Annotated in this window: 13 protein-coding genes; 6 read left to right on the top strand and 7 right to left on the bottom strand. The window is 70.0% G+C overall.

From position 1 onward, the window contains the following. Nucleotides 1-221 precede the first annotated feature (221 nt). A complete protein-coding gene (locus VGZ32_RS23865; protein ID WP_326888409.1) occupies nt 222-1,652 on the bottom strand; it encodes a gamma-aminobutyraldehyde dehydrogenase in 1,431 nt (476 codons plus the stop codon). A gap of 411 nt (nt 1,653-2,063) precedes the next feature. Between VGZ32_RS23865 and VGZ32_RS23860 the strand changes: the two genes are divergently transcribed. The 6 genes from VGZ32_RS23860 to VGZ32_RS23835 all read left to right on the top strand — a co-directional run bounded on the left by VGZ32_RS23860 (nt 2,064) and on the right by VGZ32_RS23835 (nt 7,729). Beyond that, on the top strand, nt 2,064-2,504 hold the full coding sequence (locus VGZ32_RS23860) for an Lrp/AsnC family transcriptional regulator (RefSeq protein WP_326888411.1): 441 nt from the start codon (nt 2,064-2,066) through the stop codon (nt 2,502-2,504). Beyond that, complete coding sequence (locus VGZ32_RS23855) at nt 2,501-3,880, top strand: aspartate aminotransferase family protein (RefSeq protein ID WP_326888408.1); 1,380 nt, start codon at nt 2,501-2,503, stop codon at nt 3,878-3,880. Before VGZ32_RS23860 ends, VGZ32_RS23855 begins: the two co-directional genes overlap by 4 nt. A 36-nt stretch (nt 3,881-3,916) precedes the next feature. After that, entirely contained in the window at nt 3,917-4,612 is a 696-nt protein-coding gene (locus tag VGZ32_RS23850) for a pyridoxamine 5'-phosphate oxidase family protein (protein WP_326888407.1), read from the top strand. Between the two features lie 55 nt (nt 4,613-4,667). Then, nucleotides 4,668-6,071, top strand: a complete 1,404-nt coding sequence (locus tag VGZ32_RS23845; RefSeq protein ID WP_326888406.1) for an FAD-binding oxidoreductase — start codon at nt 4,668-4,670, stop codon at nt 6,069-6,071. A gap of 204 nt (nt 6,072-6,275) precedes the next feature. Continuing rightward, nucleotides 6,276-7,052: an ABC transporter ATP-binding protein gene (locus VGZ32_RS23840; protein WP_326888405.1), complete on the top strand. Its 777-nt coding sequence runs from the start codon at nt 6,276-6,278 to the stop codon at nt 7,050-7,052. Next, nucleotides 7,049-7,729 (top strand): hypothetical protein, encoded by a 681-nt coding sequence (locus VGZ32_RS23835; RefSeq protein WP_326888404.1) that lies wholly within the window; start codon nt 7,049-7,051, stop codon nt 7,727-7,729. Before VGZ32_RS23840 ends, VGZ32_RS23835 begins: the two co-directional genes overlap by 4 nt. Here the strand turns inward: VGZ32_RS23835 and VGZ32_RS23830 are convergent. From VGZ32_RS23830 to tsf, 6 genes are all read right to left on the bottom strand, one after another. Further along, complete coding sequence (locus tag VGZ32_RS23830; RefSeq protein WP_326888403.1) at nt 7,695-8,369, bottom strand: HAD family hydrolase; 675 nt, start codon at nt 8,367-8,369, stop codon at nt 7,695-7,697. The two genes, VGZ32_RS23835 and VGZ32_RS23830, sit on opposite strands and share 35 nt — an antisense overlap. 76 nt (nt 8,370-8,445) lie before the next feature. Beyond that, complete coding sequence (gene rlmN / locus VGZ32_RS23825) at nt 8,446-9,582, bottom strand: 23S rRNA (adenine(2503)-C(2))-methyltransferase RlmN (protein ID WP_326888402.1); 1,137 nt, start codon at nt 9,580-9,582, stop codon at nt 8,446-8,448. A 24-nt stretch (nt 9,583-9,606) separates the two neighbouring features. Further along, nucleotides 9,607-10,437, bottom strand: a complete 831-nt coding sequence (locus tag VGZ32_RS23820) for a phosphatidate cytidylyltransferase (protein ID WP_326888401.1) — start codon at nt 10,435-10,437, stop codon at nt 9,607-9,609. A gap of 437 nt (nt 10,438-10,874) precedes the next feature. Next, the gene (frr, locus tag VGZ32_RS23815) at nt 10,875-11,432 is read right to left on the bottom strand and encodes a ribosome recycling factor (protein ID WP_326888400.1); all 558 of its coding nucleotides are present in this window, start codon (nt 11,430-11,432) and stop codon (nt 10,875-10,877) included. Between the two features lie 123 nt (nt 11,433-11,555). Then, a complete protein-coding gene (pyrH, locus tag VGZ32_RS23810) occupies nt 11,556-12,335 on the bottom strand; it encodes a UMP kinase (RefSeq protein ID WP_326888410.1) in 780 nt (259 codons plus the stop codon). A 435-nt stretch (nt 12,336-12,770) separates the two neighbouring features. Further along, on the bottom strand, nt 12,771-13,610 hold the full coding sequence (tsf, locus tag VGZ32_RS23805; protein ID WP_349263727.1) for a translation elongation factor Ts: 840 nt from the start codon (nt 13,608-13,610) through the stop codon (nt 12,771-12,773). Between the last annotated feature and the right edge of the window lie 36 nt (nt 13,611-13,646).

Genomic DNA, 13,646 nt, shown 5'->3' with positions numbered 1-13,646 from the left:
CTGACGCCACCACTGGCACCAGCAGCCGCCACACGCGCCGCGTGGACCGAAGAGGTCTTGCAGGTCGGGCCATCGGGCGGCGGACAGCGGCTCGGTGCGCAGTGGTGACGCCGTGGTCATGCGGCCATCATCGCCGGGCCCGCCCACAGCGGCGATGGGGCAGTTGGTTAGGCGACGGTGCCCGGACTACCGGGCTCACCGACAGCCGCGGTGCCGTCAGGTCACGCGATCGACGACATTACGTGCTTGACCCGGGTGTAGTCCTCGAAGCCGTACATCGACAGGTCCTTGCCGTAGCCCGAGTGGCCGAAGCCGCCGTGGGGCATCTCGGCGACCAGCGGGATGTGGGTGTTGATCCACACGCAGCCGAAGTCGAGGTCCCGCGAGCAGCGCAGCGCGCGGGCGTGGTCCTTGGTCCACACGGACGAGGCGAGGCCGTAGACCGTGCCGTTGGCGAAGTCGACCGCCTCCTGCTCGGTGGCGAACTTCTGCACCGTGATGACCGGGCCGAAGACCTCGTGCTGGATGATCTCGTCGTCCTGCTTCAGCTGGGTGACCACGGTCGGGGCGTAGAAGTACCCGACCTCGCCCACCCGGCGCCCGCCGGTCTCGATCCGGGCGTGCTGCGGCAGCCGCTCGATGAAGCCGTGCACCCGGGCCAGCTGGTCCGGGTTGTTCAGCGGGCCGTAGAGCACGTCTTCGTCGTCGGGCATTCCGGTCTTGGTGTTCCGCGCCGCCTCGGTCAGCTGGGCCACGAACTCGTCGTGGATCGACTCGTGCACCAGGACGCGCGTCGCCGCGGTGCAGTCCTGGCCGGCGTTGAAGTATCCGGCCACGGAGATGCCCTCGACGGCGGCCGGGATGTCGGCGTCCTCGAACACCAGGACCGGAGCCTTGCCGCCGAGCTCGAGGTGCACCCGCTTGACGTCCTTCGCGGCGGACGCGGCGACTTCCATGCCGGCCCGGACCGAGCCGGTGATCGAGGCCATCGCCGGGATCGGGTGCTCGACCAGCGCGCGGCCGGTGTCCCGGTCGCCGCAGATCACGTTGAACACGCCGGCGGGCAGGAACTCCTGCGCCACCTCGGCGAACAGCAGCGTCGACATCGGGGTCGTGTCGGAGGGCTTGAGCACCACGGTATTCCCGGCGGCGATGGCCGGCGCGATCTTCCAGACAGCCATCAGCAGCGGGTAGTTCCACGGGGTCACCTGGGCGCATACGCCGACCGGCTCGCGGCGGATGGTCGAGGTGTGGTCGGTCATGTACTCGGCGGTGGCCCGGCCCTCGAGCAACCGGGCCGCCCCGGCGAAGAAGCGCAGCTGGTCGACGATCGGCACCAGCTCCTCACTCAGCGTCAGGCCCAGCGGCTTGCCGGTGTTCTGCGATTCGACGGCGGCGAACTCCGCGGCCCGTGCCTCGACCGCGTCGGCGACCTTGAGCAGGGCCTTCTGCCGTTCGGCCGGGGTGACCCGGCGCCACTCCTTGAACGCCTCGGCGGCCACCCGCACCGCCGCGTCGACGTCGGCGGCGCTGGACACCGGCGCGTGCGCGATCACCTCCTCGGTGACCGGGTCGACGATCGGGCTGGTGCGACCCTCGGCGGTGTCGACGGGCTTGCCGCCGACGATGTTGCGCAGCGCGCGCGGCTCCATAGGGGACTCTCCTCGGTGATCCTTCGTTGGAAGACCATTGGGAAGCTTCACTGGTGATTCGCAGTGGGGGCGGGGGTGTCCCGTCAGCGCTCAGCCTAACCCGAACCGCTGCCGAGAGCGATACCTCAGAGCCAAGTAGACGAGGGAATCAGTGATTGCAAGCGGTCCAAAATACGAATTCCATCGAATAGACCTTGCCAAGCGACGGGATCTGAAGCCATGATGGACAAGGTGTCGACCGAGAGCGCGCAGCAGGACGCCGTGGACGAGACCAGCAGTGTGAATGGGAGCGACGCGGCGCACGAACCTGCCGGCGAACCCGACGCACCGCACGAGACCCCCGCGGAGCACGAGGCGGGCGGTGAGCGCGGCACGGGCGCCGGGCGTCCGCGCCGCAGGACCCGAACCGCCCTGGACCCGCTGTCCAAGGCGATCATCGAGCAGCTGCAGCAGGACGGCCGCCGCGCATACGCCACGATCGGCAAGGCCGTGGGCCTTTCCGAGGCGGCGGTGCGTCAGCGGGTGCAGAAGCTGCAGGACACCGGCGTGATCCAGATCGTCGCGGTCACCGACCCGCTCACCGTCGGGTTCAGCCGCCAGGCGATGATCGGCATCCGCTGCGAAGGCGACATCGAGCCGGTGGCCGAGGCGCTGTCGGCGATGGCCGAGGTCGCCTACGTGGTCGCCACGGCCGGCGCGTTCGACCTGCTGGCCGAGGTGGTCACCGAGGACGACGACCAGCTGCTGGAGGTCATCAACAAGGGCATCCGCGCGATCCCGCAAGTCAGAAGCACCGAGAGCTTTGTCTACCTGAAGCTGCACAAACAGACATACACCTGGGGCACCCGATGACGACAGAGCAGTCGAGCAAGGCGTACGACCATCTTTGGATGCACTTCACGCGGATGTCGTCCTACCGGGACGCTCCCGTCCCGACGATCGTCCGCGGCGAGGGCGCCTACATCTTCGACGCGAACGGCCGCCGCTACCTCGACGGGCTGGCGGGCCTGTTCGTGGTGCAGGCCGGGCACGGGCGCACGGAGCTGGCCGAGGCGGCGTACAAGCAGGCGCAGGAGCTCGCCTTCTTCCCGATCTGGTCGTACGCGCACCCGAAGGCGGTGGAGCTGGCCGAGCGGCTGGCGAACCACACGCCGGGCGATCTGAACAAGGTCTTCTTCACGACCGGCGGCGGCGAGGCGGTCGAAACCGCGTGGAAGCTGGCCAAGCAGTACTTCAAGCTGACCGGACGGCCCACCAAGTACAAGGTCATCTCGCGCGCGGTCGCCTACCACGGCACCCCTCAGGGGGCTCTGTCGATCACCGGTCTGCCCGCTCTCAAGGCCCCGTTCGAGCCGCTGGTGCCGGGCGCGCACAAGGTCCCGAACACGAACTTCTACCGGGCCGCCGAAATCTCCGGGGTCGAAGCGCTGGGACAGGACCCTGAGGCGTTCGGCCGCTGGGCCGCCGGCCAGATCGAGCAGCAGATCCTCTTCGAGGGCCCGGAGACGGTGGCCGCGGTCTTCCTGGAGCCGGTACAGAACGCCGGCGGCTGCTTCCCGCCGCCGCCCGGATACTTCCAGCGGGTGCGCGAGATCTGCGACAAGTACGACGTGCTGCTGGTCTCCGACGAGGTCATCTGCGCCTTCGGCCGGCTGGGCACCATGTTCGCCTGCGACAAGTTCGGCTACGTGCCCGACATGATCACCTGCGCGAAGGGGATGACCTCCGGCTACTCCCCGATCGGCGCCTGCATCATCTCGGACCGGATCGCCGAGCCGTTCTACACCGGTGACAACACCTTCCTGCACGGCTACACCTTCGGCGGGCACCCGGTCTCGGCCGCGGTGGCGCTGGCGAACCTGGACATCTTCGAGCGCGAGGGGCTGCCGCAGCATGTGCTCGACAACGAGGGCGCGTTCCTGAAGACCCTGCGGCGGCTGCACGACCTGCCGATCGTCGGCGACGTGCGCGGCAACGGCTTCTTCTATGGGATCGAACTGGTCAAGGACAAGGCGACTAAGGAGACGCTCACCGACGACGAGTGCGAGCGAGTGCTGTACGGCTACCTGTCCAAGGCGCTGTTCGAGAACGGCCTGTACTGCCGCGCCGACGACCGCGGCGACCCGGTGGTGCAGCTGTCCCCGCCGCTGATCTGCGACCAGGCGCTGTTCGACGAGATGGAGCAGATCCTGCGCACAGTCCTTACCGAGGCCTGGCGGCGGCTGTAACGCGCCTATAACAGAGTTCTGCTGTAGTTTCCGGCCATGACCACCGCGCTGCTGCCGGACCCGGGTTCCACCACGCGGACCCGGGTCCGCCGCCTCCCCGAAAAGGCGGTCACCGACCGCCAGACCCTGCACGGCATCCTCGACGCCGGCCTCATCGCGCACGTCGCAGTCTGCGACACCCGCGGCGGCCCCGAACTTTCCGCACAACCTGCCCAGCCCTTCGCCCTCCCGGTCGCCTACGCCCGCGCCGACGAGACAGTCCTCTTCCACGGATCCACCGCGAGTCGGCTGTTCAGGCTCTGCGCGGCCGGCGCGCCGGTCTGCCTCACGGTGACCCTGCTCGACGGCCTGGTGCTGGCCAGATCGGCGTTCGAGTCGTCGATGAACTACCGCGGCGCCATGGTGCTCGGCCACTGCGCCGTGCTGCACGGCCGGGCCAAGCACGAGGCTCTCGAGCGGATCAGTGAGCACCTGATGCCGGGCCGCTGGAAGGAGATACGGCACCCCTCGGAGCAGGAGCTGCGCGCCACGACGGTGCTCGAGCTTCCCCTTGAGGAGTGCTCGATCAAGGTCTCCGCGGGCGGGCCCGGCGACGCCGACGGGGACGCCGACCTGCCGATTTGGGCCGGAACCGTCCCGCTCGCCGAGACCTGGTGCGATCCGATACCCGCCGACGACCTCTCCCCCGAGCTCGCCTCGGTTCCCGACTACATCCGACGCTGGCGGCGCTGACCGCACCGCCGCACAGTGGAAACTGGCATCCTGTGCACTCCCCTGGCAACCTCCCATGAACCACGCCCCGACTGACGCCGACACATCCCGCCGCGCCCTCTCCTTCTGGCACGACACCGTCCCCGGCGGCCTCGATCCCCGGCCCGGCCTGCCCGGCGATCAGACCGCGGACATCGCGATCGTCGGCGCCGGCTACACCGGCCTGTGGACCGCCTACTACCTCAAGAGGGCGGACCCGGCGCTGCGCATCGTCGTCCTCGAGGCCGAGTTCGCCGGGTTCGGGGCCTCGGGGCGCAACGGCGGCTGGTGCTCGGCGATCTTCCCGTCCAGCCTGACCAAGGTCGCGAAGGTGGCCGGATCGCCCGCGGCGGCGACCGCCCTGCAGCGCGCCCTGAACGCCACCGTGGACGAGGTTGGCCGGATCGCGGCGGCTGAGGGAATTGACTGCCATTACGCGAAGGGCGGCACGGTGGTGCTCGCCCGGACGCCGGTGCAACTGGAGCGGGCGCACGAGGAGGTCGAGGAGGGCCGCGCGTTCGGCTTCGGCGAGGAGGATCTGCGCCTGCTGTCGGCGGACGAGGCGACGCAACACGCGCACGCGGCCGACGTGCTCGGCGCGACCTTCACCCCGCACTGCGCCGCGATCCATCCGGCACGTCTGGCGCGCGGCCTGGCGGCGGCCGTCGAGCGTCTTGGCGTGCCGATCTTCGAGCGCACGCTGGTCACCGAGATCCGCGACGGAGTCGTGCGCACCCCGCACGGCACCGTCCGCGCCGAGATCGTCGTGCGAGCCACGGAGGGCTACACGGCGACCCTGCGCGGCTTCAAGCGGGCGATCGCCCCCGTCTACTCGCTCATGCTGGCCACCGAGCCGCTCTCGGACGAGACCTGGACCGCCATCGGGCTGACGGACCGCCAGACGTTCGCCGACCACCGGCATTTGATCATCTACGGCCAGCGAACCGCGGACGGCCGCCTGGCGTTCGGCGGACGCGGCGCGCCCTATCACTTCGGCTCGTCGATCAAGCCCGAGTACGACCGGGAACTTCGCGTACACGCCGAGCTCAGGAGCGTGCTCGTCGAGCTTTTCCCGGTGCTCGACGACGTCAAGATCACCCACACGTGGGGCGGAGCGCTCGGCGTGCCCCGCGACTGGTTCGCCTCGGTCGGCGTGGACCGGGCGGCGAAGCTGGCGTGGGCCGGCGGCTATGTGGGTGACGGGGTGGGGGCGTCGAACCTGGCCGGACGCACGCTGGCCGACCTGCTGCGCGGCGAGCGCACCGAACTGACGGAGTTGCCCTGGGTCGGGCACCGCTCGCCCCGGTGGGAGCCCGAGCCGGCCCGCTGGCTCGGTGCGAACCTCGGCCTGCGGGTGATGAGCGCCGCCGACGCGGAAGAAGCGCGCACCGGCCGCCCCTCCCGCCGCGCCGCGATCTTCGGCCGGTTCATCGGACACTGACCGCGGCACCTTGTGCACCGCGTCTTTCAGCAACGCGGCCGCGACCACCGCACCGGCCGGAATCCGGAAAGGTCACTGGTCGCGGGCGACTTTCATCCGATCAGGCGGCGAATTCAGCTAAGTCAAGGGCTGATGACTCGTCAGATTGGATGAACTTTGCCGGGTTTGGGTGGACCGGTCCGCCGCGTCGGGGACAGTTACGCTGTGAGCCTTCCCTCCGACAACCCCGTCCTCGACGTCCGCGGCCTGGTGTTTCCCGCCGACGGGTCGGTGCTGCGCCAGGTCCACCTGGCGGTGGGCGAGGGTGAGACGGTCGCGGTCCTGGGCCCGCGGGGCGCCGGCAAGTCCGTCCTGCGCGCCTGCCTGGCCGGGGAGCTCGATCCGGCGGGCGGCACCGTGTGGACTAACGGAAAGCCCTTCCACCTCATGCCGCCCGAGGCCAAGCGCGCGTTCCGGCTGCGCCACTACGGCCTCGTATACCAGGACACGGTCTTCCTGCCGGAGCTCACCCTCGCCGACAACGTGGCCCTTCCGCTGCGGTTCGCCGGGGTCGGCGCGGCGCGGGCCCGGCGCAAGGCGCTGACCTGGCTGGCCCGGTTCGAGATCGCCGAAGCGGCGGACGCACGGCTCACCGGCCTGCCGCTCGACCTGGTCAGGCGCGCCGCCCTGGCCCGGGCGATGGTGAACGATCCGCTTCTCGTGCTGGCCGACGAGCCGCTCGCCGGGCTGCCGTCGCAGAGCGCGGACACGCTCGGCCGGGTCCTGAATTCGATCGCGCTGTCGCACGGCACCGCGGTGCTCCTCTTCACCGACGATCCCGCCACCGCGGCGCGCTGCCAGCGCACGGTCAACCTCGTGGCGGGCCGCACCTCGGCCGAACCGGTGCCGATCGCCACTGTCACGCCCGCAGCTCCGGTCGGCGCGCCCGCGCCGACTGCTGTCTCGACGTCCAGGCCAAGCCCGGTCAAGGCAGCGCGATGAGTACCGTCGAGCGCGCCGCGGGTGCCGAGCCGAACGGATTCAGGGTCCGGCTGACGCTGCGTTTGGTGCTGCCGGTCGAGGGCTCCGCGCGCATCGACGCGATGCGGCTGGCCTGGTCCGCGGCGCTGGCGGCACTCCCCTTGACGGTCTGGCTCGCCGCGCCGGTCTCGGCACTCGGCACTGCGGGCGTCCTCGGGCTCGCGTGCGCCGCGCTGCCGGGCGCGACCGCGACGGCGTGGTCGGCGGCGCGAATGTATGACAGCCGCACGGGCGCGCTGCGTGCGCTGCGCCAGGCCGGGGCGGAGCAGCGCTCGGCATGGATGATGGCGACCTGCCGCGTGGTGCTGTTCACCGGCGCGGGCGCGCTGATTGGCGGCGTGTGCGTCATCGTGTTCCACGCACCGCTGCGCCGCCTGCTGCCGAACCACTCGCCGCTGCGCCCGATGTTGGCGGTCGGCGGTGCCGCGTGGTCCGCGGCGCTGGTGGCGACGGTCATCCTCGTCGTGCTCGGCGCGCTGCTGGCCAGTTCCCCGGCATGGCGGCGCCTCGATATGCGGCTGCGCGCCGCGTGGGCCGCGCTTCCCTGGTCCCGGGTCGAACGGGTCGTCAGCCCCGTCTGGGCAGCGCTGAGAACCGCGTCGATCAGCGCGCGGCGAGCAGCGCGACGGCCTCGGTAAGCGAGTCGACGACCGGGACGCCGACCTTCTCGAGCAGAGCCCGGCTGGACGAGCCGCCGGTGAACAGGACGGCGGTGGCGCCGATGTGGAACGCGGCGTGCGCGTCGTCGGCGCAGTCGCCGATCAGGGCGATCTGGTCCGCGGTCAGCGTCGGGTCCTCGGTCCTCAGGTGCTCGAAGTGCCGCACGAGGTACTTGGCCTTGGGCCCGAAGTCGGGGTCGTTCGGCCGCCCGTCGATGCGGTGGAAGCGGGCGTGCAGTTGGAACTCGCCAGTCAGCTGGAGCAGGGCAGTGTGTCCGTACATGGAGAGGAGGGACTGGCTGCGCGGCGGCGGCACCTGCGCCGACCAGGCGTCCATGGCAGCGAGCGCGTCCTTGTTGAGGCCGCAGTCCCGCACGTGTGACCGGTAGTGGCCGGCGAAGGCGACGTCCAAGACGGGCCATTGCTCGTCTGTCACCGGGAATCCGATCAACTCGGCGTAGAACTCCTCCATCGGACGCCGGTAAAGCTCCTGGTAGCGCTCGTTGGTGATGTGCTGGTCGACACCGATGGCGCGCAACGAGGCGTTGGTCGCGTCCACGACGAGTCCCTGATCGTCGAAGAGCGTCCCGTTCCAGTCCCAGACGATGTGTCGGATCACCCGATCAACCTAGCGGAGCGCCCGGACACCGGCGCCAAAGGGCCGACCGCCCTCGTCACCCGCGCCTCGTTCTCATTCACCCGGCCGCCGCGAGCTGCCCGCACGCCCCGTCGATCTCCCGACCACGCGTATCCCGCACCGTCACCGGCACGCCGTAGGCCTCCAGCGTCCGCACGAACGCGTCCTCGTCTTCGGGCCGCGAGGCAGTCCACTTCGAGCCCGGCGTCGGGTTGAGCGGGATCAGGTTCACGTGCGCCAGCTTGCCCCTGAGCCGCTTGCCGAGCAGGTCCGCCCGCCACGCCTGGTCGTTGATGTCCCTGATCAGCGCGTACTCGATCGACACCCGCCGCTTCGTGGTGTGCGCGTAGTCCCAGGCGGCGCCCAGCACCTCGCCGACCTTCCAGCGGGTGTTCACCGGCACCAGTTCGTCGCGCAGCTCGTCGTCGGGCGCGTGCAGCGAGACGGCGAGAGTCACGTTCAGCCGTTCGGCGGTCAGCTTCTCGATCGCCGGGACCAGTCCCACGGTGGAGACCGTGATGTGGCGCTGCGACAGCCCGAGGCCGTCCGGGGCGGGGTCAGTCAGCCTCCGCACCGCGTCGATGACCGCCTTGTAATTGGCCATCGGCTCGCCCATGCCCATGAACACCACGTTGGAGACCCGGCCCGGCCCGCCGGGCACCTCGCCCCGCGCCAGCTCCCGCGCCCCGGCGACGACCTGCTCGACGATCTCCGCCGTGGACAGGTTGCGGGTGAGCCCGGCCTGTCCGGTGGCGCAGAAGGGGCAGTTCATGCCGCAGCCGGCCTGTGAGGAAACGCACATCGTCACTCGGTCGGGATAGCGCATGAGCACGGATTCGACCAGCGCGCCGTCGTACAGCCGCCACAGGGTCTTGCGGGTCGTGCCGCCGTCGCACGTGATCTCGCGCACCGGCGTCATCAAGCGCGGGAAAAAGGTCTTGTAGAGCTGCTCGCGCAGCGCCGCGGGCACGTCTGGCCACTCGGCCGGGTCGTCCACCAGCCGTTCGAAGTAGTGCTTGGAGAGTTGGGCCGCGCGGAATCCCGGCAGCCCGAACTCCGTCACCGCCCGCTTGCGGTCGGCCGGGCTCAGGTCGGCCAGGTGGCGCGGCGGCTTGCCGCGCCGCGGGGCCTCGAAGAGCAGTTTGCCGGGAGCGGGGCGGGTGGTGGTCGGTGTAGGCAGATCCTGCGCGTTCATCCGCCCTATTGTCCCATGCGGAAATCAGCCCACCGGCACGAAGAGCGACAGCAGGAGCCAGACGACGGGAGCGGTCGGCAGGAGCGAGTCGAGGCGGTCCATGATGCCGCCGTGGCCCGGCAACAGGTTGCCCATGTCCTTGATGCCGAGGTCGCGCTTGATCATCGATTCGCACAGGTCGCCGAGCGTCGCGCTGCCCACCACCGCGACGCCGAGGACGGCGCCCTGCCAGGCGTGCGCGTGGAGCATGGTGACCAGCGTGATCGCGCCCGCCGCGCCGGAGAGCAGCAGCGAGCCGACCAGGCCTTCCCAGGATTTCTTGGGCGAGATCGTCGGCGCCATGGGGTGGCGGCCGAACAGTACGCCCGCCGTGTAGCCGCCGGTGTCGTTGCAGACCACGAGGATCAGGAAGATCAGGACGCGCTGGGGTCCGTGGTCCGCGGCCGTGAGTAGGGCGGCGAATCCGGCGAGGAAAGGCACATAGACGGCGGCGAACACCCCGGCGCTCGCGTCGCGCAGGAATCCCTCGGACCCGTCGGCCAGGCGCCAGACCATGGTGGCCACGACGGTGAGCGCGAGGGTGGCGGCGAGGGCGCCTTCGCCGCGGAAGTAGGCGGTGGCCAGCATGCCGAGGCCGCCGAGGGTGACCGGCAGGCGCGGGAAGCGGATGCCGCGCTCCTGGAAGGCGTTGTCCAGCTCACGCAGGGCGATGACGACGACGGTCGCGACCACGCCGACGAAGGCGACCTTGCGGATGAACAGCGAGGCGATGATCACGGCGCCGAGGCCGAGACCGACACCGATCGCGACGGGGAGGTTGCGCCCGGCTCGGCTCTGCCGACCAGGCGACGCCACAGGCTGCTCCCTCCGCTTGACGGCGCTCGTCATTCGCGCAGCCTTTCCCGAGCCGGATCATCTACCAGCGCATGACGGTACCCGATTTCGGGTGACCAAGGAGCAGCGCCCCCCGCGTGAAGAGGGCGTTGGAGGGGTAAGACCATCGGCCATGCGTGCGATGGTCCACCGGTCCACCGGTCCACCGGTCCACCGGTCCACCGGTCCACCGGTCCACCGGTCCACCGGTCCACCGGTCCGCAGTCCCGAGACCGAACGTGACGGCCGCGGCGCCCGAATCGTCCGCCACGGCCGCCGGTTCAGCTTCCGGCCGGCACTCGTGCCCTGTTCCGTAGCCGCCGATCTCGCCTTCTTGCCGAGCTCGCGGCCTTTGTCGATGTGACGACCTGGACATCCGCCCGGGCCGACCCCACGCCCTGGATCGGGTCCGGCCGGGCTCAGACTTCGAGCAGCTCCGCTTCCTTGTGCTTGAGCAGCTCGTCGATCTGGGCCGTGTGCTTCGCGGTGAAGCCGTCCAGCTCCTTCTCCGCGCGCTTGCCCTCGTCCTCGCCGACGTCGCCGTCCTTGATCAGCTTGTCGATGGCTTCCTTGGCGTGCCTGCGGATGTTGCGGACGGACACCTTCGCGTCCTCCGCCTTGCCGCGGGCGACCTTGATGTACTCCTTGCGGCGCTCCTCCGTCAGCTGCGGGAACACCACCCGGATGACGTTTCCGTCGTTGCCGGGGTTCACCCCGAGGTCGGAGTCGCGGATCGCCTTCTCCACCGCCCCGAGCGAGCTCTTGTCATACGGTGTGATCACGGCCATGCGGGCCTCAGGCGCCTGGATCGAAGCTAGCTGCGGGATGGGGGTCGCGGTGCCGTAATAGTCCACCGTGATCTTGTTGAACATGCCGGGGGTGGCCCGGCCGGTGCGAATGCCGGCGAAGTCCTCCTTGGCGACCGCCACGGCCTTGTCCATTTTCTCCTCGGCCTCGAGGAGGGTCTCGTCGATCACTTCTCGGCTCCTTGTCCGCCCGCGTCTGGGAAAGAGGCTCGGCACGGCGGCGGACATTCTCCGCCCTGCACCGTGGAGGGCGTCCGCGTCGCGGTAGCTGCCGACGCCCTTCCACGAGACAAACTACTGCGCAACCGGGCCGTCATCACGGCTGACCAGCGTACCGATCTTCGCGCCGGATACCGCACGCACGATGTTGCCTTCGACCAAGCCGAAGACCACGATCGGCAGTTCGTTGTCCATACACAGGGACACGGCGGTCGCGTCGATCGCACGCAGCCCGCGATTGAGCACTTCGCGCGGGGTGAGGGTGTCGAACTTCACGGCGTCCGGGTTGGTCTTCGGATCCGAGTCGTAGAGCCCGTCGACGCCTTGCTTAGCCATGAGCACGACCTCGGCGCCAATCTCGAGGGCGCGCTGAGCTGCGGTGGTGTCCGTGGTGAAGAAGGGCATCCCAGCCCCCGCACCGAAGATCACCACGCGGCCCTTCTCCAGGTGCCGGATGGCCCTCCGGGGGATGTACGGCTCGGCGACCTGGGCCATCGTGATCGCGGTCTGCACCCGGGTCTCGACGCCCTGCTTCTCCAGGAAGTCCTGGAGCGCGAGGCAGTTCATCACGGTGCCGAGCATGCCCATGTAGTCGCCGCGCACCTGCTCCATGCCGCGGTGCTTCAGCTCGGCGCCGCGGAAGAAGTTGCCGCCGCCGACCACGATCGCGATCTGCGTGCCGGTCTGGTGGATCGCATGGGCGATCTCGCGGGCGATGGCCTGGACCACGTCCGGGTCCACGCCGACCTTGCCCCCGCCGAAGACCTCGCCGGAGAGCTTGAGCAGGACGCGCTTATACAGCGCCGGTTCCCCATGCTGCGCGGGAAAAGCCGCAGCCGGGTCGGTGTCTTGGATACCAGCCACGACTGCGGCCTCCTTCGTCTGTCGCGTCACGCCCGCCGGTCGGCCGCACCGTTCAGTGTCGGCGTCGGAGTCGGTAGCCCGGCCGAGTCGGTGTCCGCGGCATACCGGCGCCCGAGCCGAGTGCCCAGGCGGCGACCGTTCGAACATCCGGCCGCTTTCAGCCCGCCAGACGGCTCGGCGCAACCCGCCGAGGCGCACCCCAGCGAAGCCAGAAGCACCGGACCGACTCGACCCGATCGCGCAACCCCGGAACCGCCGGGCGCCATCAGCCCGCCGACCCCGCCCGATCGGACGTGTGTGTCTTCCCCGGACCCATCATTCCAGTCCCGCCGGCCCGGCGCGCGCGCCACCCGGCAAATTCGTCTGACCGGTCGCGGATCGCGGCCGGTCAGACGAGCTCCCGCTGTCCAGCGTTCCCGAGGAGCGCTACGCCCCGACGCGGAAGCGCGCGAAGGCCTGCAGGCTCACGCCGGCCTCGTCGAGAACCTTCTGGACCGTCTTCTTCGGGTCCTTCGCGAACGCCTGCTCGAGCACGACGTTTTCCTTGAAGAACCCATTGACCCGGCCCTCGACGATCTTCGGCAGCGCGGCCTCCGGCTTGCCCTCCTCGCGCGAGGTCTCCTCGGCGAGGCGGCGCTCGTTCTCCACCACGTCGGCCGGGACGTCGGCGCGGCTCAGATAGGTCGGCGCGAACGCGGCGATGTGCTGGGCCACATCCTTGGCGACCTCGGCGTTCTCCTTGTCCAGCTGGACCAGGACGCCGACCTGCGCGGGGAGATCCGGGGAGGTCTTGTGCAGGTAGGTGGCCACGTAGCCGCCCTCGAGCACGGCGAAGCGGCGCAGCTCGATCTTCTCACCGAGGGTCGCGTTGGCCTCGTCGAGGAACTCCTGGACGGTCTTGCCCGAGGTCGGGAAGCTCGACGCGAGCAGCGCCGGGACCTCGGCCGGGCCGGTCGCCACGACGTGCGCGAGCAGCTCGGTCGCGACCTGCTGGAACCGGTCGCCCTTCGCGACGAAGTCGGTCTCGCAGTTCAGCTCGACCAGGGTGCCCTTGCCGTTGCCGACCTCGATCTGGGCGGTGACCAGGCCGTTGCTGGCGGAGCGGCCCTCGCGCTTGGTGACGCCCTTGAGTCCCTTGACCCGCAGGTATTCCACGGCCTTGTCGAAGTCTCCGTCGGTCTCGTCGAGCGCCTTCTTGACGTCCATCATTCCGGCGGCGGTCAGCTCGCGGAGCCGCTTGACGTCCGCAGTGGTGTAGTTCGCCATGCTGCTTTGTCCCTCGGTATGTGCCCGGTCCGCGTC

Origin of the sequence: Actinocrinis sp. (assembly GCF_035938995.1) — a bacterium.
Lineage (GTDB): Bacteria > Actinomycetota > Actinomycetes > Streptomycetales > Catenulisporaceae > DASZGI01.
The sequence above is the reverse complement of the archived record's forward strand: the minus strand, read 5'-3'. Positions and strand labels throughout refer to the sequence as shown.

Excerpts from the sequence above, each read along its gene's own strand:
- VGZ32_RS23835 (WP_326888404.1), top strand. The coding sequence starts at position 7,049 with ATGAGTACCGTCGAGCGCGCCGCGGGTGCCGAGCCGAACGGATTCAGG.
- VGZ32_RS23845 (WP_326888406.1), top strand. The coding sequence starts at position 4,668 with ATGAACCACGCCCCGACTGACGCCGACACATCCCGCCGCGCCCTCTCC.
- tsf (WP_349263727.1), bottom strand. The coding sequence starts at position 13,610 with ATGGCGAACTACACCACTGCGGACGTCAAGCGGCTCCGCGAGCTGACC.
- VGZ32_RS23850 (WP_326888407.1), top strand. The coding sequence starts at position 3,917 with ATGACCACCGCGCTGCTGCCGGACCCGGGTTCCACCACGCGGACCCGG.
- VGZ32_RS23855 (WP_326888408.1), top strand. The coding sequence starts at position 2,501 with ATGACGACAGAGCAGTCGAGCAAGGCGTACGACCATCTTTGGATGCAC.
- rlmN (WP_326888402.1), bottom strand. The coding sequence starts at position 9,582 with ATGAACGCGCAGGATCTGCCTACACCGACCACCACCCGCCCCGCTCCC.
- VGZ32_RS23865 (WP_326888409.1), bottom strand. The coding sequence starts at position 1,652 with ATGGAGCCGCGCGCGCTGCGCAACATCGTCGGCGGCAAGCCCGTCGAC.